20 protein-coding genes are annotated in these 22,418 nt (G+C 60.3%); 8 read left to right on the plus strand and 12 right to left on the minus strand.

Annotated features, from left to right (window positions below):
• Position 1 precedes the first annotated feature (1 nt).
• The 6 genes from tssG to tssB form a co-directional block, all read right to left on the minus strand.
• The gene (gene tssG, locus ACRRSD_RS26055; RefSeq protein WP_435036176.1) at positions 2-1,027 is read right to left on the minus strand and encodes a type VI secretion system baseplate subunit TssG; all 1,026 of its coding nucleotides are present in this window, start codon (positions 1,025-1,027) and stop codon (positions 2-4) included.
• Positions 991-2,784 (minus strand): type VI secretion system baseplate subunit TssF, encoded by a 1,794-nt coding sequence (gene tssF / locus ACRRSD_RS26060; protein WP_435036177.1) that lies wholly within the window; start codon positions 2,782-2,784, stop codon positions 991-993. Before tssF ends, tssG begins: the two co-directional genes overlap by 37 nt.
• Positions 2,768-3,211: a type VI secretion system baseplate subunit TssE gene (tssE, locus tag ACRRSD_RS26065; protein ID WP_435036178.1), complete on the minus strand. Its 444-nt coding sequence runs from the start codon at positions 3,209-3,211 to the stop codon at positions 2,768-2,770. The genes tssF and tssE overlap by 17 nt, the downstream gene beginning before the upstream one ends.
• 15 nt (positions 3,212-3,226) lie before the next feature.
• Positions 3,227-3,724 carry an Hcp family type VI secretion system effector gene (locus tag ACRRSD_RS26070; RefSeq protein WP_007911046.1) on the minus strand — a complete coding sequence of 166 codons (498 nt, stop codon included), beginning with the start codon at positions 3,722-3,724 and terminating at the stop codon, positions 3,227-3,229.
• A gap of 74 nt (positions 3,725-3,798) precedes the next feature.
• On the minus strand, positions 3,799-5,280 hold the full coding sequence (tssC, locus tag ACRRSD_RS26075) for a type VI secretion system contractile sheath large subunit (protein ID WP_007911038.1): 1,482 nt from the start codon (positions 5,278-5,280) through the stop codon (positions 3,799-3,801).
• Between the two features lie 30 nt (positions 5,281-5,310).
• The gene (gene tssB / locus ACRRSD_RS26080) at positions 5,311-5,853 is read right to left on the minus strand and encodes a type VI secretion system contractile sheath small subunit (RefSeq protein WP_435036179.1); all 543 of its coding nucleotides are present in this window, start codon (positions 5,851-5,853) and stop codon (positions 5,311-5,313) included.
• A gap of 227 nt (positions 5,854-6,080) precedes the next feature.
• Here tssB and ACRRSD_RS26085 point away from each other — a divergent pair, with 227 nt between their 5' ends.
• From ACRRSD_RS26085 to tssA, 5 genes are read left to right on the plus strand one after another with little or no spacing between them, the layout of a single operon-like run.
• Positions 6,081-6,530, plus strand: coding sequence for a type VI secretion protein (locus ACRRSD_RS26085; protein WP_435036180.1), 450 nt, complete (start codon positions 6,081-6,083; stop codon positions 6,528-6,530).
• Between the two features lie 46 nt (positions 6,531-6,576).
• Positions 6,577-7,908 (plus strand): type VI secretion system baseplate subunit TssK, encoded by a 1,332-nt coding sequence (gene tssK, locus ACRRSD_RS26090; RefSeq protein ID WP_435036181.1) that lies wholly within the window; start codon positions 6,577-6,579, stop codon positions 7,906-7,908.
• A gap of 18 nt (positions 7,909-7,926) precedes the next feature.
• Positions 7,927-8,691: a DotU/TssL family secretion system protein gene (locus ACRRSD_RS26095; protein ID WP_435036182.1), complete on the plus strand. Its 765-nt coding sequence runs from the start codon at positions 7,927-7,929 to the stop codon at positions 8,689-8,691.
• Positions 8,688-12,509 (plus strand): type VI secretion system protein, encoded by a 3,822-nt coding sequence (locus ACRRSD_RS26100; protein ID WP_435036183.1) that lies wholly within the window; start codon positions 8,688-8,690, stop codon positions 12,507-12,509. The genes ACRRSD_RS26095 and ACRRSD_RS26100 overlap by 4 nt, the downstream gene beginning before the upstream one ends.
• Positions 12,506-13,588, plus strand: coding sequence for a type VI secretion system protein TssA (gene tssA, locus ACRRSD_RS26105; protein WP_435036184.1), 1,083 nt, complete (start codon positions 12,506-12,508; stop codon positions 13,586-13,588). The genes ACRRSD_RS26100 and tssA overlap by 4 nt, the downstream gene beginning before the upstream one ends.
• On the opposite strand, the gene ACRRSD_RS26110 is transcribed toward tssA, so the two are convergent.
• The 5 genes from ACRRSD_RS26110 to ACRRSD_RS26130 form a co-directional block, all read right to left on the minus strand.
• Positions 13,585-14,553 carry a 2-hydroxyacid dehydrogenase gene (locus tag ACRRSD_RS26110; protein ID WP_435036185.1) on the minus strand — a complete coding sequence of 323 codons (969 nt, stop codon included), beginning with the start codon at positions 14,551-14,553 and terminating at the stop codon, positions 13,585-13,587. The genes tssA and ACRRSD_RS26110 overlap by 4 nt on opposite strands.
• Positions 14,554-14,723: 170 nt before the next feature.
• Entirely contained in the window at positions 14,724-15,152 is a 429-nt protein-coding gene (locus ACRRSD_RS26115; RefSeq protein ID WP_038366244.1) for a hypothetical protein, read from the minus strand.
• A gap of 15 nt (positions 15,153-15,167) precedes the next feature.
• Complete coding sequence (locus tag ACRRSD_RS26120; protein ID WP_435036186.1) at positions 15,168-15,650, minus strand: DUF4822 domain-containing protein; 483 nt, start codon at positions 15,648-15,650, stop codon at positions 15,168-15,170.
• 344 nt (positions 15,651-15,994) lie between these two features.
• Positions 15,995-16,519, minus strand: a complete 525-nt coding sequence (locus tag ACRRSD_RS26125) for a cysteine hydrolase family protein (RefSeq protein WP_435036187.1) — start codon at positions 16,517-16,519, stop codon at positions 15,995-15,997.
• Between the two features lie 218 nt (positions 16,520-16,737).
• Positions 16,738-17,121: a tautomerase family protein gene (locus ACRRSD_RS26130; RefSeq protein WP_435036188.1), complete on the minus strand. Its 384-nt coding sequence runs from the start codon at positions 17,119-17,121 to the stop codon at positions 16,738-16,740.
• A 241-nt stretch (positions 17,122-17,362) separates the two neighbouring features.
• On the opposite strand from ACRRSD_RS26130, the gene ACRRSD_RS26135 reads away from it, so the two are divergent.
• From ACRRSD_RS26135 to ACRRSD_RS26145, 3 genes are all read left to right on the plus strand, one after another.
• Complete coding sequence (locus tag ACRRSD_RS26135) at positions 17,363-17,557, plus strand: hypothetical protein (RefSeq protein WP_150650709.1); 195 nt, start codon at positions 17,363-17,365, stop codon at positions 17,555-17,557.
• Positions 17,558-17,607: 50 nt separating this feature from the next.
• Entirely contained in the window at positions 17,608-17,778 is a 171-nt protein-coding gene (locus ACRRSD_RS26140; protein WP_191630892.1) for a hypothetical protein, read from the plus strand.
• A 254-nt stretch (positions 17,779-18,032) separates the two neighbouring features.
• Positions 18,033-19,313, plus strand: coding sequence for an HAAAP family serine/threonine permease (locus ACRRSD_RS26145; protein WP_435036189.1), 1,281 nt, complete (start codon positions 18,033-18,035; stop codon positions 19,311-19,313).
• A 235-nt stretch (positions 19,314-19,548) separates the two neighbouring features.
• Here the strand turns inward: ACRRSD_RS26145 and acnB are convergent, their stop codons facing one another.
• Positions 19,549-22,158 carry a bifunctional aconitate hydratase 2/2-methylisocitrate dehydratase gene (gene acnB / locus ACRRSD_RS26150; RefSeq protein WP_042704862.1) on the minus strand — a complete coding sequence of 870 codons (2,610 nt, stop codon included), beginning with the start codon at positions 22,156-22,158 and terminating at the stop codon, positions 19,549-19,551.
• Between the last annotated feature and the right edge of the window lie 260 nt (positions 22,159-22,418).

Here is a 22,418-nt window from a genome sequence, read left to right on the forward strand (position 1 = left end):
TTCAGGTGATCTCCAGCTGACGAAGTCGGGTTTCGATCGTTTGCACGGTGAGGCTGGCCTGACGCTGCAAACCGCCGTTCCAACTGACCAGGGCCGGCGCTTGTCGACTGAGTTTCATCGGCACGGCACCGCGGACTCGCAGCACCAGTTTGACCTCCAGATCCGGGCCGAAAAACAGGGCCGCGAGGCTGGCCAGTGCCGGGTGCGCTTCGCCATCCGGCAGGAAGCGTGCGGCCTGCGCCGACGGCAACGGTCCGAGGATCAGGCGAATGCCGGCATGTTCATCCCAGACCCGGTTGCCGGCCACTGCGCTGCGGGCCAGTTGCAGATTGCGCCCACCGGGTTTCATTACACTGCGGCTGGCGGCTGGAATAAGGCGCCAGGCCCCTTCATAAGCGCTCAACTCGACGGGCACGGCGAACTGCTCGCGCACAATCGCGGCGAACCCGGCCAGTGAGCGGCGGCCGTCGGCAAACAGCGCGGTGCACGCCAATACCGCGCAATCGGGTACCGCCTGACGTTCCTGCAGAGCTTTGGGCAGCAAACCGGTCAGCGCGCGCAACTGGGCCTGCACCGGTGATGCCCCTGGTGTGACGAAGCCCAGCGCCACCCGGTGCTTGCGCATCACTTTGTAAAGCAGGCTGAGCAAGCGATGCTGGAACAGATCGAGAAACGCCGCCGGCGCATGATCCTTGGCCCGCGCCCGTTGTTGCAGCCAATCCTGATAAGCGTAGGGGAGTGGGCCGTCAGGGCCGCCGAGGCCAAATATCGGCGTGTCGATCGTCAGCGGCTCGCCCGGCTCTTCGCGCAGGGCTTCGAGCTGGCTGATGGCAAACATTGGCGTCAGTGGTCCGCGCAGTTTCACCGCTTCGGCCTGAGGCGAGGTGCCGCTGCCGAGGGGTTCGGCCTGAGGTTGCTCGCGTTCCAGCACCAGCAACGCCTGCAACAACTCGAACGCCTGCGGATCGCGGCGCAGGCGTTGGCTCAGCGTCAGAGCGACAGCGGCATGCCGGCTTGGGGTTGCCATGCCTTGACCTCCTTGTCGGACTGCATCAGCACCGTGCGCACAAAGCGATTGGCCGTGGCGTACAAGGAAAAGAACTGCGCCAGCACCGCCGAAAACAGCACCGCGCTGCTGCCGACAAAGTGCTGCGGATCAAGCTGCAATTGCACTTCCAGACCATTGCGCCAACCGCGCCAGGCATCGGCACCGACATGGCTAATCACACGTTGGCAATTGAGCTGCAGCAAGCCTTCGATCTGCCTTAAGGCGCTGGCCTCCTCACGCAGGTTATGCAGATGCAGAATCTCCTTCAGCGCGTCCAGTGCCTGCGGGCCTTCCACCAGCGACAGGTGATTGAGGGTCAGTTGCGACACCAGTCGCCAGCGTGAATCACCGTCCAGACGCGGCAGACTTTGCGCGCTTGGCGGATTGCGCAGGCGTGCCCAGGCGACCGGGCCAGGGCGCTCGAAACCCAGTGGCGTACCGGCCGGCAGACTTTGCGCCAGATGACGATTGGTGCAGAGCAACTCTGCGGTAAGGCTGTAATCAGGCAGATCGGTCTGTGGCTCGAAACGGGTGTCGACCACGCTCACCAGCAAATCGCTGCCAAGCCGGTTCGGTGTCAGGCCGTTGACGCGCCGCGCATGCCAGTAACGCTGTTGCTCGCCGCCGCTGTGCTGGCTGCCGTAATACGCCGGTAGCCGTTGCACGCCGGCACTGGAGCTGGCGCGCATGGCGCGAATGCTGTGGATTTCGACACTGTTTTCGCGGTGGCTGTCGGCGATCAACCGATACTCGCTGCGCATGCCGTCGGGGCGCAGCGGCTCGGAAGTACGCGGAAACAGGTTGATCACCGGCGCGCAGCCCAGCGCGATGTCGCTGGCCTGCAAGTGCACGCGGCTGCCGGGGGCTCGGTCGAAAACGATGTACAGATAGAGTGTCTGACTGTCGCTGGAGACACCGCCCAGTGGCAGATCGAAAAAGTGGAATTTGTCTGGGAACGCAAAGTATTCGGCGAGCAAACGCATGCCCGGATGGACGCCGTCTTCATCCGGCAACAGCGCTTCGTCATCAGCGAAACCGACGATGTCCGGCAGGCCTTTGACCACCGTCGGAACGCTGCCCGGCGACCCCGCCAGTACCTGCACTGCATGGGCGCCGAGCAGGTCGTACAGGCAGGCATTGACCACCGGTGACGCCGCCAGATGAATGCGCAATCGCTCGATGCCCAGCGCCGACCATTGGCTGTCACCGCGGCAGCGCAGACTCAGGCGTAATGCCGAACGCGATTGCGCCACACCGGTCAAGGCCTGGGCTTCGTCGCTGCCGAGCAACAACGCCTCGGTGACTTCGATCGGCCACAAATGCACGGCGGCCGACGTACGAAAGTGAATGCTTTCGCCCTTGCTGGTGGTCACGAACAGCGGCGTGTCACGGGGCAGTGGATAGCCGTCGTCGAGATTGCCTTTGCTCGGGTCAGGCTCGAACTGCACGATGGCGCAGGACGGCAGCGGCCGCATCGCCAACGGATAAAGTTGCTCGAGCAGCGCATCGCTGAACTCGGCGTAGTCGTCATCCAGACGTCGTTGCAGGCGGGCGGCGAGCAGGGCGAAACCTTCCAGCAAACGCTCGACGTGCGGATCGGGGCATTCGCCCGGCGACAGCTCCAGACGCCGCGCAACTTTCGGATAGCGCTCGGCAAACTGACTGCCGGCGTGGCGCAGCCAGGTCAGTTCGCGTTGGTAGTAGTCGAGCAGTTGCGGGTCAATCGAGTCGCTCATGGCGCACCTCCAGCCCTTGGCCGCCGGGCTCGATGACGAATGCCACCGGCCACTGCTGGCGACCGCTGCGCAACTCACCGAGCAGGCGAATGCTCATTTGCTGCGGATGCCCGGGCAAGGGATTGACCTGAACGTCGCCCAGCAGCAGGCGCGGTTCAAAATGCATGATGGCTTCGCGGATGTCCCGTGCCAGCCGCCGACGGTCGTCGCTGCGCTGCTGTTGCAGCGCGCTCCAGTCGGCGATGCCATAGTCGATCACACTGGGTGGCGTGGTCAGCGTGCGCGGGCCACGTCGCGTATTGAACAGGCGCCCGAGCTCGGCGTGCACCGAGTCGAGCAAGTCCTGCCGATCGAACTCGCGCGCGCCCTCGGCCTCGCTGGACGCGAGGCGTTCGAACAGCGGTGCGCGCATGCCGGTGCCTGCCATGGCCAGAGCGCCGGGTTAGCTGACAAGCTTGTTGGCGGCCATGTCCCAGGTCGACGCCGCGGTGCCTTCCTTGGTGCCGTCGTCTTTTTGCGCGGTGAGTTCCCATTTGATCTTGGTGAAGTTCAACGACACGGTTTCCACCGGTTTGCCGCCAGTGCCGCCGCTGACACTGACGTTGGACAACACCACGTTGGTGAGGGTGTAGACGATAAAGGGCATCAACTGCCCGCTGCCTTCAGCGGCGTTGCGGCCGATGGTGATGATGGCTTCGGGGATCGGTTTGCCGGCGCAGCAGTATTCGTTGAGTGACGGTGTCGAGCTGTCGATAAACTTGGTCACGGTGAACTCGCCGACATGGGGTTTGCCGGAGGTGCGTTCCGAGTTGCTGACGTCGTTGGTGACTTGCATCGCCACGTTGTGGCTGTAGGACATGACTTCGATCTTGTCCGCAAAACCTTCGAGCAGGCTGTCGCCTTTGATGTCGCCGCCGAGGTCGAGAATGATTGCATCCATCGCTTGAAACTCCTGAAGGGTGTCGCGCTAGATAGAGAAAGCCCCCGCCGCAGCAGCGGCGGGGGCAAAGCAGGTCAGGCAGCAACCGGTGGCGGCAAAGTCGCCACCAGGCGGATCGACGCGGTCAACTCTTCGAGCTGGAAGTGCGGGCGCAGAAACACCGTCGCGCGATAGGCGCCGGGTTTGCCGGCCACTTCGGTGACGTCCACCCGCGCCTCACGCAACGGGTACTGCGCCTTGATTTCCTGCGGCGCGTTGTCGTTGATCAGCACGTAATCGGCGATCCAGTTGTTGAGGTAGGTCTGCACGTTGTCGCGGGTCATGAAACTGCCGACCTTGTCGCGCATGATCACCTTCAGGTAATGGGCGAAACGCGACGCCGCGAGCACGTACGGCAGCATCGCCGAGATCCGCGCGTTGGCGTTGGCCTCGTTGGTGTTGTAGACCTTGGACTTGTTGGTGGTCTGGCCGCCGAAGAACACCGCGACGTCGCTGTTCTTCTTGTGGCACAGGGCAATGAAGCCGAGGTCGTTGAGCTCTTTTTCACGGCGATCGGTGATCGCCACTTCGGTCGGGCATTTCAGCGACAGATCGCCGGAACTGGTGCGGAAGGTATGCGCCGGCAGGCCTTCGACCGCACCGCCACCTTCAGCGCCGCGAATCGCCGCGCACCAGCCGTACTTGGCGAAGGCTTCGGTGATGCGTTGCGACAGCGCCCACGCGGCATTGCCCCACAGGTATTTGCTGTGGTCGGTGCCGTTGACGTCTTCGACGTAGTTGATGCCTTCCACCGGCGAGGTGTCGGGGCCGTAGGGCAGACGCAGGAGGAAATGCGGCAGTACCAGCGAGACGTAGCGCGAATCTTCGCTCTCGCGGAACGAGCGCCACTTGATCAGCTCCTGGCTCTCGAACACCTTCGACAGATCCCGCGGCACCGCCAGTTCGGTGAAGCTGTTCATGTCGAACAGGCGCGGGCTGGCGGCGGCAATGAACGGCGCGTGAGCCGCGGCGGCGACGTTCGACAGTTTTTCCAGCAGGCCTATGTCCTGCGGGTGCCGGCCAAAGGTGTAGTCACCGACCAACAGGCTGAACGGGTGGCCACCGAAGGTGCCGTACTCCTCTTCGTAGATCTTTTTGAACAGCGCGCTCTGGTCGAATTCGACGGCTTTTTCCAGGTCGTTCTGCAACTCTTTCTGCGTGACATTGAGCAGGCGCAATTTCAGTCGGGTGCTGGTTTCGGTGTTCTGCACCAGCAGGTGCAGACCGCGCCACGAGGCTTCGAGTTTTTGCAGGTCGGGGTGGTGCAGGACTTCGTTGAGCTGTGCGCTGATCAGCTCGTCGATCTGGCTGATGCGGTCGTTGATCATCGCCACGGTGTCCTTGTCGATGGCCATGCCTTCGTCGAGCACCTGGGTGGCGAATTCCGCGAGCATGTCACGGGCGTAATCCTGCTGACTGTCATCGTGGGCCATGCGGCCGTCGAGAATGATCTGGTCGAGCAGGGAAAGTGTTTCGGTCGTACTGTCGCTGGCTTGTTTCTGAGCTGAAGCGGGCATGGCGAATTCTCCCCTCGATTAAGTGGACGATCAAGCTTGCGGTTCGGCCGGGGCCTCGGCGTCAGAGGCCGGGGTAGCGGTGTCCGGGCGGGCCGATTTGATTTCCTGCAGGCCTTCGGTGTTGGCGATGACGTCGCGCAACAGCTTGTCCAGGTCATCGTTGCCATCGAGTTTGGTCAGCAGATCGCGCAGGCGTTGGCGGGCTTCGAACAGGCGCCGCAGTGGGGTGACTTGCTCCACCACTTTGACCGGATCGAAGTCGTCGATGTGCTTGAAATTGAGTTCGATATTGAGCTTGCTGTCGTCGCCGCTGAGGGTGTTGTTGACCTGCAGCGTGGCGCGCGGGCCGATCGAGGCGAGCACTTCGTTGAAGTTGTCGCGGTCGATTTCGGTAAAACGCCGGTCAGTCAGTTTTGCCAATGGTTCGAGCGGCTTGCCCGAGAGGTCAGCGAGTATCCCGACCACCAGTGGCAATTCCTTTTTCTCGATGGCGTTGCCGATTTCGACGTCGTAAGTGATTTGCACTCGGGGCGGGCGCACCCGGTCGAGCTTGTGCTGAGTACTTTCTGCCATGACGGCGGACTCCGATGCGATGAGCGGGCGCAATGCATCGGGGAGGCCCGTTCATCGCTTTCCCTTGCTGGACCGTAGGTTAGAAAGGGAGGCAGATGACCTGTCGTTCCTTTGACAAACCTTCTTGATTCGGCTGTAGGAACCGAACTACCCAAGACGCTAGAACAGGTCTATAAAAAAGCAAGCGAAAACATTTTTGGACAGGCTCGTGAAAAGGAAAATTCATTTTGCGTACACGACTTTTTCTAACACTGGTATTGGTGTCTCTGGCCGGTTGCTCGTTCTTCGGGCCGAAAGTGGACCTCGACAGCCTGACCCTCGACGTCGCCCCGAAAGCCAACGACGACACGCCGATTGCCGTGGACTTCATCGCGGTCGCCGACCCTGATCTGCTCAAGCAATTGTCCGGTATCAATGCCAGCCAGTGGTTCGCTGAACGCGAGCAGTACCAACGCGACTATCGTCAGCTGATGAGCGTGTGGGGACTGGAGCTGGTGCCGGGGCAATTCATCGACCGCCAACCCTTCCCGTTGGGGGGCAAGAAGGCCGCTGGACTTTTGGTCTTCGCCAGCTATAACACACCCGGAGCACACCGCTTGCGGCTCGATGATCAGAGCGAGGCGTGGCTGAAATTCGACAGTCGCGAGATGAGCCTGGTCAACGCTACCGAACACTGAAACATCACCGCTGCCGCCGGTTCGCGGCCTTGTCGAAGGGAGTCGTATGAGTCTGCTACCTGACGCGGTTTGCTGGCACGAAGGCATGCAATTGCTGCCACAGCATTTTCAGTTGCAAGGGCTGCGGGCCGAAGCACTCGGTGCGCATCTGGCGCAAGCCTGCAACCCGTGGTTCTGGGGTGTCAGCCACATGGAGTTCGACCCTTCGGCGCTGAGTGCCGGGGTGGTGCGGGTGGTGTCGCTGCAAGGGACGATGCCCGACGGCTTGCCCGTGGATTTGCAGGCCGGGATCGGGCCGACGCTGGAACTGGATGTCGGCGCGGCGATCGATGCCACCGACGACGCCACCGTTACCGTTTACCTGGCGATCAGCCCGATGTGGCGGGCCGGGCAGTTGCTGCCGCTCAAGGGCCGCTTGCAGTCGGTGGTGGGCGACGCACTACCGGATCTCACCAGCGGTGAATTCCCTGAGTCGATCACCGTGTGGCGCCCCAATCCACGTCTGTGCACGCAACTGAACAAGGCCGATTCGATCTGCCTGCCGCTGCTGAAAATCCGCAAGGAGGGCGGCGGTTTCCTGCCGCTGTCTTACACCGCGCCGACGCCGACCTTGTTGCCGGAATCGGCACTCGGTCGACGCATCGCCGGCCTCTGCGCGCGGGCACGGGAAAAGTGCCTGTTTCTCGGCGGGCGTTTGCGTCAGGCGCAGCAGGCCGGCAATCAGGACGACGCGCTGGAAATCCGTCGGCAGTTAACCGCGTTGTGGGTTCGCCTGCCGGAAGTCGAAGGCGCGCTGAACAGCCGCATCGCCCATCCGCAAACCCTTTATGTACACCTGCTCGGACTGGCGGGCGCGTGGTCGGCGCTCAATCCGCTGGCCGGCGTGCCGGCATTTGCCCCACTGGATTTCGTCGAATTGCAGCGCGGTTATGACACGGTGCTGCAATGGCTGGAAAACACCCTCGAACTGATCCGCGCCGGCTACCGCAGCTTGCCGTTCGAACGCGGTGAACAGAGCTTTTCGATTCAACTGCCGGACGAGCAGCCGAGTCAGCGTCTGGTCATCGGTCTGCGCATGCCTAACGGTGCCAGCGAGCAAGCCGCGATCGATTGGTTGCGCGGCGCGATCATCGCTTCGGCGCCGCACATCGCGCTGCTCAGTCGTCAGCGCATGAGCGGTTTGCCGCACCAGGTCATGAGCCGCAGCGAACAGGTGGCCTACAGCGTCGGCGAGGACACGCGGTTGTTTGTGCTGACGGCCGAAGGCGCGTGGTTCGACGCCCAACTGCCGCTGATGATCGCCGCACCGGCGGCGAAGCTGACCAGCAGTCCGTGGCAAGTGGTGCTGTTTGTCGCCCAGAACAGCGAAAGTGCCTGATCACACAAGGAACGCCGTATGTCGCAAGGAAGTGCCGCAAGCCTTGGGTTGCAGGACGCACCGTTGAGCAGCGCGTTCCGCCAGACGTGGCAGCAATGGCAACAGGACTGGGTGCAATTGCCCAAGGACAGCGAGGACGAAGCGGCGCTGGTGGAGACCGTTGTCGAACTCTCGACGCAGGCTTCGCAGCGATTGTGGCGCACCGCTTATGCGCGGGTCGGTGATTCGGCGACCGAGCAGGTCAAGGCACTGGTGTATGCATTCGTCGCGCTGGTCGACGAAACCCTGCTGTTCACGCCATGGCCCGGGCAAGCGGCATGGCAGGACAAACCCCTGGAGTCGCGGTTGTACGCCAGCCGGCAGGCCGGTGAGCAAGTGCCGGCGGCAATTCAGACATTGCTCGATGAACAGCAACCGACCACCCGCGATCTGGCCAATGTCTATCTGCAGTGTCTGATCCTCGGCTTCCATGGGCGTCTGCGTGGCGAACACAGCCAGGCGCAATTGGAGAAGTGGCGGTTGGCGCTGTACACCTTTGCCTGGCAGGACGATGCCAGTTATACCGATGTCAGCCAGCGCCTGGTGCAGCCTTCGTTGACCACGCCGTTGCAACTGCCGGTGCGCACGGCGCTGCCGGATGGCTTTCGCCTGGCGCTGGGGATTCTGGCGATGCTGCTGTTGCTGACCGGGCTTGGTCAGTTCCTCTGGCGTGACATTCAGTCGGAGCTGGAACCGGTGCTGCAGATCATCGATTCGGTGGTGCCGGCGGAGCAAGACTCATGAGTACCCTGACGATAGTCGCGTGGATTGTCGCGCTGCTGCTGGTTGTGGTGATCATCGCCGTGGCGGTCTGGTGGTTGCGCACCCAGAGCGGTGCCGCGATCCGCAGTTTCTACGCGGCCGTACGGCAAATGGAGCAAGAGCAGGGCAGTCACGACCGCTATCAGATGCCATGGCTGTTGATGCTCGGCGACGAAACCCAGGGCACGCAACTGGTCAATGAATGGCGTCTGCAACCGACCGACAAACCCGCGTGGTTCGGCCGCTGGTGGTCGGATCCCGAAGGCGCCGTGCTGGTGGTGCCGCAGGCGTTGTTTCTGCCCGACGACGGCATGCATTTGCAGCGTGGCGGCTGGTGGCGTTTGCTGGGTTTGATCTTGCGAATGCGCAGCAAGCGGCCGCTGGACGGGGTCGTCTGGCTGGTGCCGGTCAGTCGTTTGAGCAATCTTGAACAGGCCGCAGGCCTCGGTCTGGCGGCGCGCCGGCGCTTCATCGATCTGCTGCAACGTTTTGGTCTGAGTGTGCCGGTGTACGTGATCATCACCGGACTTGAAGAATTGCCGGGTTTCCAGGAACTGATCAGTGCGCTGCCCGACGAGGCCCGCGAACGTACCCTGGGCTGGTCGTCACCGTATTCACGCGATGCGGTTTGGCAAGGGCAGTGGAGCGATCAGGCGCTCGATCGTATCCATCGCGCGGTAGCGGAAGCCATTATCGAAATCGGCACGTTGTCCGGCCAGTTGAGCGCCGATCTGTACGCCTTGCCGGAGCGTCTGGAAACCTTGCGGCGCGGTTTGCAGAGTGTTCTGGAACCGGTGTTTCAAGGTAACGCCCAGGGTGAAGCGCCGTGTTTTCGCGGTGTCTATTTCAGCGCGAGTCAGGCCTCGGAGGATGCCAGAGACGGATTTTCCGCCGACGACAGCGGCTTGCAGCAAAGCGTGTTTGTGCGCCAGTTGTGGCGCCAGCGACTGGTCGGCGAGCGAGGCTTGGCGCAAGGCGTGCCGCGTCTGTTGCGCTTGCGTCAGCGTTGGCAGCGGCTGACGGCCGGCGTGGCGCTGGTGGTCGGGGTGATCTGGGCGGTGGCGATGCTTTGGGTCTGGCAGGTGTCGGTCAAAGATGCCCACGAACTGGCGCGGCAGATGCAAGGCGCGCAAAAGGGCTACGTGGCGATCAGCGACGAGGCGCAACGGGTCGACTCGACCCGACGCAACGTGCAGACTTTCTGGCGCGTGCTGGAGCGTGCGCCGCACTGGAACTATGTCTCTCTGGTGTTTCCGACGTCGTGGTTTTCCTCGCTCGACAATCGACTCGAACAGCAAGTATTGCAGTCCACCCAGCGCCACATCATGGTGCCGCTGCATGATCTGTTGAGCGCGCAACTGGCGCAGATCAAAGCGATCCGCAGCACCGACCGGCGCAGCAGTGTCGAAAGCGACGACCCGGCGCAGTGGCAGAACTATCTGAAGGCGAACGATCTGGTGGATCGGGCCTTGCGTCTGGAGCAGCAGAATCAGCTGTTCAATCAAGTGCAGAACAACCCGCGCGCGCCACTGGACGACCTGGTGCAACTGAGCAACAACGCGCTGTCACTGAACCTCAACACGGGCACCTTGCCGTATGCGGCGTTCTACAATCGGCTGCTGGTGGCCGGGGAGGACGGCAGCTTGCAGGCGCTGGATCTGAGCGTCGACCGGCCGCAGATCGTCAGCAACTTTTCCGGATTGATGCAGCGCTGGCTGGATCAATATTTCCTCGCCGACAACTTTGTCAGCAAGGCCGGTTACCTCAAGTTGCACCTCGATCAACTGGAGGCCGGCAGTGGCAACAGCCTGCGCGACCTCGAAGACCTGACCGCGCTGGTCGACGATCTGCAAGCGGCGATCGCCCTGACCAATTCGACGTGGAGCCGTGGCAAAGGCCAGGAATTGGTGCCGGGTTATGGTGACTTCCTCGCCAAAGTGGGCAAGAGCACATTGTTGGGCGCGCAAGTCCAACAAGACCTCGACACGCAAGCGTCACGCTTGCAGCAGAGTTTCCGCGATCAATGGATCGCACAGGTCGGCTCGCGGGACAATTTGTTGATTCAGCAAGTCAGCGGGCAGTTGGCCTTGCAGGAACAAGTGATCAAGCTGGATAACGCGATACAGGCGCTGTTCAAGCGCGACTTCGTTTCGGTCGCCCTGCGTGCCAGCGAAGACAACGTCAATATGCAAGGCCAGACCGTGGACGGTGATGACCTCAATGAATCGCTGAAATATTTCGCCGACTACAACAGCTACATCGCCGAAGAACTGCCACGCATTCCACCGGACTATCGCGTTGCGGTGCTCAAAGCCGCCGAGCGTGCCGCCGCCCAGGCGATGTGGTTGAGCCTCAAGGATCACAACGATCAGGCGCATCCTTACGCTGTGTTCAATGTGCAGGCCGAGCAAGCCATGGCCCTGCAGAAGGCCTTCGTCGAGGTGCATCGTCCGGATCTCTCCACACGCCTGCAAGCGGCGCTCAACCGCCGCGCGATGGCGCAGATTACCGGCGGTCTGGAAGACATCACCGCGCAACCGCTGTTCGGCGGAAGGGCCGAAATCAGCCAGTGGGACGGTTCGAAAAACCTCGGTCTGGAACTGTTCGGCGCCAGTGACGTGCAGGATCTCAAACTGAGCCTCAAGCAGCAGTTCAACACTATGCTCGGCATCACTGAGCGGCGCACGTCATCGTTGCAGTGGCTGACAACACAGCAAGCCAATCTGTCGGCACTGGATTACGAACGCGTGACGCAGTTCAGTGCGCTCAACGACGAACTGCGCAAATACAAAGAGGCCAACCCGGCCAGTTCGCCGGCACAGATCGAGCAGCTGGTCAGCCGCGATTTCGTCGAGATGGACGTCAATTCCTGCCTGCAAATGTTGCAGACCGCCAACGTCGCCGGCGGACGCGGCACGTTGGCGATGCGCGCGGTGGAGCTGCAACAGGAAGCCATGCAGCGTTGCCAGCAGCTGCAAGTGCAACAGGCCGCTGCGGCATGGAATGAGCTGGCCAACTACTTCAATCAATATCTGGCGGATCGCTTTCCTTTCGCCAACGGCGTGCAGATGCAGGACGCCGATCCGGCGCGGGTTGAATATTTTCTGCAACTGATCGACAAAAAACTCCCGGTCGCGAAGGCCGGCCTTGCCACCAACCAGACCCCGGAGCGCCTGGCCGCGGCGGACTTTCTCAACCGCTTGAAGCAGGCCAGCATTTGGCTGACGCCGCTGTTCGTGCGTGACAAGAGCGGCATCCTCGGCGTCGAGCTGGACGTGCGCTGGCGCACCGATCGCGATGATGAGCTGGGCGCCGATCAGGTGATCGCCTGGGGCTTGCTCGCCGGCAATCAGCAAATCAGCTATCCGGCAGCCGAGCAACCGAACCTGCGCTGGATGGTCGGCCAGCCTGTCCGCCTGACCCTGCGCTGGGCGCGTAACGGCAAGGAGCGGCCAGTCAATGATCCACAGCAACCAAATCTGGTGGTACGTGATCTGGAGGCCGGTTGGGAGTACGGCGGGCCATGGTCATTGCTGCGCCTGATGCGCGCGCATTTCTCGGTGCAGCGTCAGCCAAACGTGGATTACACCGATTTCCCGCTGACGTTGCGTTTACCCGTGACCGGGGCGCCGGACAGCGTCACCAGCGACTTCACGCGCATGTTCGTGCGCCTGTCGCTGATGAGCCAAGGCTCGAAACTGCCGCTGTCGATCGCGCCATTGCCAACCCGCGCGCCGCGTTCGCCGTTTCAGGTGACCGGCAGCACCGCCGCCCTTGAATCACAGAAGGAAGACTTGTGAGCCTGCCATCGACGACGTTGCCGGACTTGATTGACCAACTGCTCGCACCGATCAGCGCACAAGCGCCGTGTGGCGTCGATTTGCGTTATGAGCGTGAGTTCGATCAGTTGCGCGACTTGCGCCGCGAGGACGATGCCAGCCTGCCGACCGGGGTCTGGCAATCGACACTGAAGCGGGCGAACTGGCCGGACGTCGAAAAACTTACGACGACGTTATTGCTGGAGCGCAGCAAGGACCTGATGCTCAGCGCCTGGCTCGGCGAGGCATGGCTGCACCTGCAAGCGCTCGACGGTTTGCCCGGCAGCCTGGCGCTGATCGCCGGTTTGTGTGAACGCTTTCCCGAGCAGTTGCACCCGCAGGCCGAGAACGGCGACCAGTCGTGGCGGGTGATTCCGCTGGAATGGCTGGTGCGCCGGTACAGTGAAATATTGCTCACGCGGGTGCCGTTATTCGGTAGCCGCAACAGCGATTTCGAGGCTTGCACCCTGGAAGTCTGGCGGCGCTTGCAGGTGCAGCAAGTGCAGACCAACGACAGCAAGAACGCCAAGACCTCGGCGGAAAACGCGCGCAATGAACAGAAGAAACTCAACGAACAAGTGCGCGCCACGCCGCTGGCGTTCTGGCTGCGCACTCAGGGCAATCTGCTCCTGAGCCTGCAACACTTGCAACGGCTCAACACCTGGAGTGATGCCTATCTGGGAGATCAGGCGCCGGGATTGCGCCCCTTGCAGGACACCATCCAGGCGCTGCTGAAACTGGTTCAGGAGTTTATCGCCATGCACCCACAACAACCGGCACCGCCACCGCCGCTGGTCGAAGCCCCCGTCGCCGTTGCGCAGCCAGAAGAACCCGCACCGGTAGCCTTGGCCTTTCGTGAGCCGGCCAATCGCGAAGAGGCGTATCGCCAACTGCTGCTGATCGCCGAATACCTCGCCCGCACCGAACCCCACAGCCCGGTGCCGTATCTGATCCGGCGCGGGGTCGAGTGGGGCAACAAACCGCTGAGCGAGTTACTCGGTGAGTTGATCAGTGCCGACGCCGAATCGCGGCGTTTGTGGACGTTGCTCGGCGTCCTTTAGTGCACGCGCTGGTTGTTGAGTTTCGGTGGCAGCGCGATAGGCGTCAGCACGGGCTCGCCCGAGAAAAACGCCACGAGGTTTTTGCCTACCAGTTCCACCGTGCCTTGCGTCGCTTCCGGTGACAGGCCGGCGACATGTGGTGTCAGCAACACGTTGCTCAGGGTTTTCAGCGCATCCGGCACTTGTGGCTCGTGGTCGAACACATCCAGTGCGGCGCCGGCAATTCTGCGTTGTTCAAGGGCGCTGATCAGATCCGCCGTGGCGATCACACTGGCGCGGGCAATATTGACGATAAACCCTTTCGGACCAAGCGCATCGAGCACCGCGCGGGTGACCAGATGCTGTGTGCCGATGCCGCCGGGCGTGGCGACGATCAGGAAGTCCGACGCCCGCGCCAGTTCGGTCGGCGTCGAGCAGAACGCGTAAGGCACATCGCTGCGCACTTGACGGCTGTGATAGCTGATCTGCATGTCGAAGCCAAGGTTCGCGCGTTTGGCGATCGCCATGCCCACGGCGCCCAGTCCGAGAATCCCCAGGCGTTTGTCGGCAAGCGACGGGCGCATGATCTTCGGCCACTCCCCACGGCGTACGGCAGCGTCGCAACGCGGGATGTCGCGAACCAGCGCCAGCAGCATCGCCATCGCATGGTCGGCCACCGACGAGGCATTGACCCCTGCGCCGTTGGTGACAGTGATGCCGCGGTTGCTCGCGGCTTGCAGGTCGACGTGCTCGTACCCGGCGCCGATCACCGTGATGATTTTCAGCGCGGGCAGGGCGGCGATTTCATCGGCGCTGAGGCCCAATGGGCCACGGGTCAGCACTGCGTCGATGCGGCTACCGTGGGTGGCGATGGCTTGCGCACGTTCGGCGGGTGTCGGAGCGAGAATCAGGTGGAAGCCCTGATGTTCGAGGATTGGCAAATAGTCATTGATGGTTTCAACCAGTACCAGAACGGTTGCGGGCATTGCGCGGCTCCTGTGAACGTCTGCGGGTTGATCGCGAAAGTCGTTTCAGAGTGCTGAATCCGCAGCGACTTGGCAATCGTTGTCAGTGGCGCAGTGGTGCTTTGAGTCTGGACGGCTTCGGACAAGAAGCAAGGCTGGGAGCACACCGGTGATCCGGTGTGCTGTCGGTATCATTGGGCCGCTTGGGCTTTGGCTTGCTCAGCCATCGCGAGCGGCTTGATATCGTAGGTCGGATAGAACTCGGTGCGGTAACTGCCCCATGCAGTGTTTTCCAGCGCCAGGTTAACTTCCGCCAGACGCGAGACAGGAAAGCGCACGGTCACGACCTGGCCGATCCCCATCATGATGTTCCAGCTCACCACCTCGACGCCGGCCGGGGGGAACGTTTTATGGAAACCCTGTTGCGCAAGCTGAGCCTTGAGTTCACTTAACGGTCGGGTTTGATCATGTTTCAGAAACACGGTCAGCATCATCGCATTGTCGGCGGTGGCGACGGCATTTTTTGCGGGCTGGGTCGCAGCTTGTGCGCTGACCCCGGCGCAATAGACAGAAGAAATCAGTAACGTCGACATCAGCAGGGTTTTAATTGACTTTTGCATAGCGAACTCCTGGTTTTATTGTTTGATGGCGGACTTGGTTTCTATTGTTCCGGTATAGGGCGCGTGAACGACATGAATGCGCACGAGAGGATTGTTTTCGACCATGTCGCGAGGGACTTCCCGGGAATAAGTGAACTCTCGGTTGTTCAATGTTTCCAGACGTCTGATCCATGTTTTGGTGGGGCCGATATCCGGCACAAGAATGTGCTGTTGCTGATCGCCGGTGACAAAGAAATAACCGCCGCCGCCATTATTGTATTTTGACTCGCCTGTATCGGTGTAAAAGAACTCGTATCGATTACGCTCGGGATCCCACGTCGATATACCAACGACGCCGGGGTACTTCTCTTTGACGTCGGTTTCCGGGGCGCCCTCGATGTAGACCTTGGTGGTCAGCCATCGCGGCGAAGAAGCCAGCTCGCGGACATCGGCGTTGGCGCTGGCGAGCGGGGCTAGCAGTGCGGCCAACAACAGGCCGCTCATCATGTTCTTTTGCATGCTGTGTCCTCTTGATCACACTTCAATTATTAGTCTTCGAATTCGGGGCGAGAAAAATATAGACCTGCCATGGAATATTGTTCAATGGCTGGGTAGTTGCTTGTAACAAATGGCTGGTATTTGATTTTAAGAAATATTTTGTTGTGAATGTTTTTGGCTGTTTAAGATGTAGGAGTATTCTGAAAGTTTTCTGGTTAATCCATTTGTTTGTCGGTGTTTTCTGTAGTTGGCGTCGCCGGCGTAAATAACTCATTACACGATGCTGTAGGACAAGGGATGCCGTAACAAATGTCTGGTTGACGCAACCGCAGCAAGTGAAGTTGCGTCTATTTTGGATCGTTTCCTTAGAATCTCACTTCTGCGCTTTCGATTAACCGTGCGAAGGCAGCACCGAGGGTTGCATTGTGATGGTCGATGATCGCTTTGGCCGGCAGCGCGGCAGTGTCCATGCAAGTGTGGGCGTCGCTGACCAGCAGCGGTCTGAAGCCAAGACCGGCAGCGCTGCGACAGGTGCTGTCGATGCAGAACTGGCTTTTCATGCCGACCACATAGAACTCTTCTACCTGTGCGGCTTTGAGTTGCCGCGCAAGGTCAGTGCCATGGAAAGCATCGGGGCGGGATTTGTCGAAGAGGGTGTCGATTTCGGCGTCCAGCTCAAGCGCTGGCAGTAATTGCCAGAAAGTACTACCAGCGGCAATCGGTGAGTCGTCCGGGCCGGTGTGGCGCACGGCGAAGATCGGCACTTGATTCGCGCGGGCCTGAGCGACCAGGCGCTGGATGTTGGCCAGAACCCGTTCGCCCTGGTAGGGCTTTTCCGGTCCGTGGAACAGACCGACCTGCATATCGATGATCAACAGTGCTGCGGGCATGGTGTTTCTCCTTGGGTGCTGCAGATGCCGCACGGACGGGAGAAACAACAAGGCCCCGTCCATTGCTGGCGGGGCCTTGGGTTTGCTGCGCTGGGTTTACCTCAGACAGCAACACCACGACCCGCCGGTGGCGGTCGTGGTGGTACGGGTGAGTTGCAGCGCGCGAATGTTCATGGGCCGATCATGCTGGCGCTGATACCGGGCTGTCAATGGGCGGGTCAAGTGACGTACTGCGCGATGCCATTGCCGAATGACCAGTTCTCTTTCTTGACCTCGACCAGATTGATGAACACATCTTCCAGGCGCACCGCCAATTGTGTGTGCAGGCTTTCGGCGATGGTTTTGAACAGCAACTGCTTTTTCTCCACCGTGCGCCCTTCGCTGATGGTGATCTGAATGAACACTACGCCATCGCTGCGCTGGATCCCTAGATACTGCGGGTCGTAGACGAAATGCTGGCTGTCGTGCTCGGTGAGGATTTGGAAGTTGTCGTGCTCGGGCACATCGATACAACTGCGCAGGGCCGCGTAGATGTGCTCGCCGATGCGTTTGGCGAAAGTGGGGTCGGGGTTTTGCTGGATATCGACGCGAACCAGTGGCATGGGAAGGCTCCGCAGGGCAGGGGACTCATCTCACGCTAGATCATGTGGGGCAAATTGAAAGGCACGGGTACTTGATCGCGAAGTGTTTTCTAAAAGGTCTCTCTATGAGGCTGCCTACCTGACTCGCGGATTTTGCCTACGAATTCGACAGATTCGTCCGCTATCCGGACAGGTGAACAAAGCGAAATTATGAGAGTACAAAGCAGCCAGGGTAGTCACCGCCAACAGCCAAGGAAGGCAAATGTACAAAAACGATCGTGAAAATCTGGAACTCGACAGGCTGGAAAATGAATCAAGGAAACTTGTGGCTGAAAGACAAAAGCTCGTGGCGGAAGAAAAAAAGCTTAACAGAGAGACGAGTTTATATCCGCTTGCAGTAGTAGCCGGGGTGGTGACAGCAATCACCGCAGTAGCAGGCGTTTTCTTCAGGTTTTGATTGTTCGCGTTTTACAAATGTCAGATCCATGACCCAAAAAGGAAAGTCGCATGAGTACCTATGATCGCAAAGCCCGAATGGAAGAAATGGAGCGGGAACACGATGAGTGGGTTGAAAGAATACGCATAAAAAACAAGCGCGATATGTACCCGATCTGGGCAATGTTAGCTTTTGGAATGTTTTGCTGGTCACTTGGTTTCTTCGTGGGTCGGACGATCTGATCAGATTTTGCCGCTAATACACGGTACAGACGCTTTTCAGAAAACGACACTGCACGTACCTGGATGCGACAGTGTTTTTCCCGAAAACGACAACTCACTGATCTGCTCCGCACAACCATTCCTCAGCTAAGTCTTTGCTTCTGCTCATTTATCACGGAGAATCGCGCCCCTGTTTCGGCCGGAGCATGTCTGTCGGTTTTTTCCGACGCGTCCTGACCGAGTGGCAAGTGACCGGAATGCGGAGATCCGACCGGATGAATGATCAGGCCAATAGCGTCGAAGAGCGCTTTGATGCAGCAGCACCCGCTGAACTTTCGAGCTGGAATCGCCAGGACACCACCTGGATGTTGGGACTGTTTGGAACGGCCATCGGCGCCGGTACCCTGTTTTTGCCGATCAACGCAGGGCTGGGTGGCTTCTGGCCGCTGGTGGTTCTTGCGCTGCTGGCTTTCCCGATGACCTTCTACGCACACCGTGGGCTGACCCGCTTCGTGCTGTCCGGTCGCGAAGGCGCCGACATCACGGAAGTGGTCGAGCAGCATTTCGGCATCAAGGCCGGTGCACTGATCACGTTGCTGTACTTCTTCGCGATCTTCCCGATCCTGCTGATCTACAGCGTCGGCCTGACCAACACAGTCGCCAGTTTCCTCGAGCATCAACTGCACATCACGCCGCCACCGCGCGCGCTGCTGTCGTTCGTGTTGATCCTCGGTCTGCTGGCCGTGGTGCGCTGCGGTGAGCAGGCGATCGTCAAGGCCATGAGCCTGATGGTCTATCCGTTTATTGTCGCGCTGTTGTTCCTCGCCGTTTACCTGATTCCGCACTGGAACGGCGGCATCCTGACCACGGCATCGCAGGTGCCGGCACCGTCCGCGCTGCTGCACACACTGTGGCTGGCGATTCCGGTGATGGTGTTCTCGTTCAACCATTCGCCGATCATCTCGGCATTTGCGGTCGATCAGAAGCGTCGTTATGGCGTCCACGCTGAAGAGCGCAGCTCGCAGATTCTGTCCCGCGCACACGCGTTGATGGTGCTGATGGTGCTGTTCTTCGTCTTCAGTTGCGTTCTGACGTTGTCGCCGGAGCAATTGGCGGAAGCAAAAGAGCAGAATCTGTCGATCCTGTCTTATCTGGCCAATCATTTCAGCAACCCGACCATCGCCTTTGCGGCACCGTTGATTGCATTCGTGGCGATCTCCAAATCGTTCCTCGGTCACTACATCGGTGCCAGTGAGGGCCTGAAGGGCTTGATCGTGAAGAGCGGCAAGCGTCCGAGCGCGAAGGCACTGGATCGCATCGTAGCGGCGTTCATGCTGGTGATCTGCTGGATCATCGCGACGCTGAATCCGAGCATTCTGGGCATGATCGAAACCGTCGGCGGTCCGGTCATTGCGGCGATTCTGTTCCTGATGCCGATGTATGCGATTCGCAAGATTCCGGCGATGGCACGCTATCGTGGTCAGGCGTCTAACATGTTTGTGACGGCAGTGGGTCTGGTGGCGATTTCGGCACTGGTTTACAAGCTGACGATGTAACGCGGATTCAATCGACAAGAACCGCTGTGCCTGCCCGGGCACAGCGGTTTTTTTTGGGCTCGGGAGCCGAGCTTTCTCGCGAAAGCGGTGAGTCATCAGCAATGATGTCGACTGACACTCTGTCATCGCTGGCTTGCCAGCGATGAGGCCCGAACAGGCACCCCCCCCCCCCAACAGGCATAAAAAAACGCCGCTCATCTCACGATGGGCGGCGCTTTTTCATTGCGTTGCAGCGTTAGGCTTGAACGACCGGGATGTTGGCGTTCGCAGCAGCTTCACGGAACTCGGCGATCTGGTCGAAGGACAGGTAGCGGTAGATATCGGCCGCCATGCTGTCGATCTTGCCAGCGTATTCCATGTATTCCTCGACGGTCGGCAGGCGACCCAGGATCGAAGCCACGGACGCCAGCTCGGCCGAAGCCAGGTAGACGTTCGCGCCGTCGCCCAGACGGTTCGGGAAGTTACGGGTCGAAGTCGACACCACGGTGCTGTTCGGCTCAACGCGTGCCTGGTTACCCATGCACAGCGAGCAGCCTGGCATTTCCATGCGCGCGCCAGCCTTGCCGTAGATGCCGTAGTAGCCTTCTTCGGTCAGTTGGTGAGCGTCCATCTTGGTCGGCGGCGACAGCCACAGACGGGTTGGCAGCTGACCCTTGACCTGATCCAGCAGCTTACCGGCAGCGCGGAAGTGACCGATGTTGGTCATGCACGAACCGATGAACACTTCGTCGATCTTCTCGCCAGCAACGCTGGACAGCAGACGGGCGTCGTCCGGGTCGTTCGGCGCGCACAGTACCGGCTCGCTGATGTCGGCCAGATCGATTTCGATGACTTCGGCGTATTCGGCGTCAGCATCGGCTTCCATCAGTTCCGGGTTGGCAACCCAGGCTTCCATCGCTTGAGCGCGACGTTCCAGAGTACGCGCATCGCCGTAACCTTCACCGATCATCCAGCGCAGCAGGGTGATGTTGGAGTTCAGGTACTCGGTGATCGACTCTTTCGACAGCTTGATGGTGCAACCGGCAGCCGAACGTTCGGCCGAGGCGTCGGACAGTTCGAACGCCTGCTCCAGGGTCAGACCTTCCAGACCTTCGATTTCCAGGATGCGGCCGGAGAAGGCGTTTTTCTTGCCTTTCTTCTCGACGGTCAGCAGACCGTTCTGGATAGCGAAGTAAGGAATCGCATGAACCAGGTCACGCAGGGTGATGCCAGGTTTCATTTTGCCTTTGAAGCGCACCAGGATCGATTCCGGCATGTCCAGCGGCATAACGCCGGTGGCCGCAGCAAACGCAACCAGACCGGAACCGGCCGGGAACGAAATGCCCATCGGGAAACGGGTGTGCGAGTCACCACCGGTACCGACGGTGTCTGGCAGCAGCATGCGGTTCAGCCACGAGTGGATGATGCCGTCGCCCGGACGCAGGGAAACGCCGCCACGGGTCATGATGAAGTCAGGCAGGGTGTGGTGGGTGGTCACGTCGATCGGCTTTGGATACGCCGCAGTGTGGCAGAACGACTGCATCACCAGATCAGCGGAGAAGCCCAGGCACGCCAGGTCTTTCAGTTCGTCACGGGTCATTGGACCGGTGGTGTCCTGAGAACCTACGGTGGTCATCTTCGGTTCGCAGTAGGTGCCAGGACGAACGCCTTGGCCTTCTGCCAGACCGCAAGCCTTGCCGACCATTTTCTGCGCCAGGGTGAAACCCTTGGTGCTTTCAGCTGGGGCTTCCGGCTTCTTGAACAGGTCGAACGGTGGCAGACCCAGTTCGGCGCGAGCCTTCTCGGTCAGGCCACGGCCGATGATCAGCGGGATACGGCCGCCGGCGCGAACTTCGTCCAACAGCACCGGGGTCTTCATTTCGAAGGTGGTCAGCACTTCATCGGTGCCGTGTTTGCAGACTTTGCCAGCATGCGGGTACAGGTCGATCACGTCGCCCATGTTCATGTTGGAAACGTCGAACTCGATTGGCAGTGCGCCGGCATCTTCCATGGTGTTGTAGAAGATCGGAGCGATTTTACTGCCGAAGCAGAAACCGCCAGCACGCTTGTTCGGCACGTAAGGAACGTCGTCACCGAAGAACCACAGTACCGAGTTGGTCGCCGATTTACGCGAAGAACCGGTACCGACCACGTCACCGACGTAAGCGATCGGGAAGCCTTGACCGCGCATTTCTTCGATCTGCTTCATCGGGCCGATGGCGCCCTGCTGATCAGGAACGATGCCGTCACGGGCCATTTTCAGCATGGCCAGGGCGTGCAGCGGGATGTCTGGACGGGACCAGGCATCTGGAGCAGGGGACAGGTCGTCGGTGTTGGTTTCGCCGGTAACCTTGAAGACGCGCAGGCTGATCTTGTCGGCCAGGGTCGGACGGTTTTTGAACCACTCGCCGTCAGCCCAGGATTGCAGTACGGCTTTAGCGTGAGCGTTACCGTTCTTGGCTTTTTCCGCGACGTCGTGGAACGCATCGAACATCAGCAGGGTGTGCTTGAGTTGCGCGGCAGCGACTGGCGCCAGCTCGGCGTCGTCCAGCAGGTCAACCAGAGTGACGATGTTGTAGCCGCCCTGCATGGTGCCGAGCAATTCTACAGCGCGCTTTTTGTCCAGCAGCGGGGAGGAAACTTCGCCCTTGGCCAGTGCAGACAGGAAGCCGGCTTTGACATAGGCCGCTTCGTCCACGCCTGGTGGAATGCGATTGGTGATCAGGTCAACGAGAAATTCTTCTTCGCCAGCCGGAGGGTTTTTCAGCAGCTCGACCAGGCCTGCTGTTTGTTCGGCGTTAAGCGGCTGGGGAACGATACCCAGGGCTGCACGCTCTTCGATATGTTTGCGGTAGGCTTCAAGCACAGTTATTACCCTCATCAGTGGTCCCAAATGGGTGTCCGGGACGCTCATCCCGAAATTGCCGTACTCATGCTCCTCACGACGTTGTGGGTCGTTCGGCCAGAATTACCGGCAATTCCTTACAGAAGCTGCTTTCAAAGTTTTACGCCTGCAGAACGGGGAGCTGATGAGGGTTGGCGCTGGATTTTTCCCCGCTGGAAAAATCCCTCGCCAACACCGCTCTGAAGGAACGACTGTGCTCGTGACGCTTTGAAAACAGCTTC

Source organism: Pseudomonas neuropathica (assembly GCF_051174785.1).
GTDB classification, from domain to species: Bacteria; Pseudomonadota; Gammaproteobacteria; order Pseudomonadales; family Pseudomonadaceae; genus Aquipseudomonas; species Aquipseudomonas neuropathica_A.

Excerpts from the sequence above, each read along its gene's own strand:
- tssG (WP_435036176.1), bottom strand. The coding sequence starts at position 1,027 with ATGGCAACCCCAAGCCGGCATGCCGCTGTCGCTCTGACGCTGAGCCAA.
- tssF (WP_435036177.1), bottom strand. The coding sequence starts at position 2,784 with ATGAGCGACTCGATTGACCCGCAACTGCTCGACTACTACCAACGCGAA.
- tssE (WP_435036178.1), bottom strand. The coding sequence starts at position 3,211 with ATGGCAGGCACCGGCATGCGCGCACCGCTGTTCGAACGCCTCGCGTCC.
- ACRRSD_RS26070 (WP_007911046.1), bottom strand. The coding sequence starts at position 3,724 with ATGGATGCAATCATTCTCGACCTCGGCGGCGACATCAAAGGCGACAGC.
- tssC (WP_007911038.1), bottom strand. The coding sequence starts at position 5,280 with ATGCCCGCTTCAGCTCAGAAACAAGCCAGCGACAGTACGACCGAAACA.
- tssB (WP_435036179.1), bottom strand. The coding sequence starts at position 5,853 with ATGGCAGAAAGTACTCAGCACAAGCTCGACCGGGTGCGCCCGCCCCGA.
- tssK (WP_435036181.1), top strand. The coding sequence starts at position 6,577 with ATGAGTCTGCTACCTGACGCGGTTTGCTGGCACGAAGGCATGCAATTG.
- ACRRSD_RS26095 (WP_435036182.1), top strand. The coding sequence starts at position 7,927 with ATGTCGCAAGGAAGTGCCGCAAGCCTTGGGTTGCAGGACGCACCGTTG.
- ACRRSD_RS26100 (WP_435036183.1), top strand. The coding sequence starts at position 8,688 with ATGAGTACCCTGACGATAGTCGCGTGGATTGTCGCGCTGCTGCTGGTT.
- ACRRSD_RS26110 (WP_435036185.1), bottom strand. The coding sequence starts at position 14,553 with ATGCCCGCAACCGTTCTGGTACTGGTTGAAACCATCAATGACTATTTG.
- ACRRSD_RS26115 (WP_038366244.1), bottom strand. The coding sequence starts at position 15,152 with ATGCAAAAGTCAATTAAAACCCTGCTGATGTCGACGTTACTGATTTCT.
- ACRRSD_RS26120 (WP_435036186.1), bottom strand. The coding sequence starts at position 15,650 with ATGCAAAAGAACATGATGAGCGGCCTGTTGTTGGCCGCACTGCTAGCC.
- ACRRSD_RS26125 (WP_435036187.1), bottom strand. The coding sequence starts at position 16,519 with ATGCCCGCAGCACTGTTGATCATCGATATGCAGGTCGGTCTGTTCCAC.
- ACRRSD_RS26130 (WP_435036188.1), bottom strand. The coding sequence starts at position 17,121 with ATGCCACTGGTTCGCGTCGATATCCAGCAAAACCCCGACCCCACTTTC.
- ACRRSD_RS26135 (WP_150650709.1), top strand. The coding sequence starts at position 17,363 with ATGTACAAAAACGATCGTGAAAATCTGGAACTCGACAGGCTGGAAAAT.
- ACRRSD_RS26140 (WP_191630892.1), top strand. The coding sequence starts at position 17,608 with ATGAGTACCTATGATCGCAAAGCCCGAATGGAAGAAATGGAGCGGGAA.
- ACRRSD_RS26145 (WP_435036189.1), top strand. The coding sequence starts at position 18,033 with ATGAATGATCAGGCCAATAGCGTCGAAGAGCGCTTTGATGCAGCAGCA.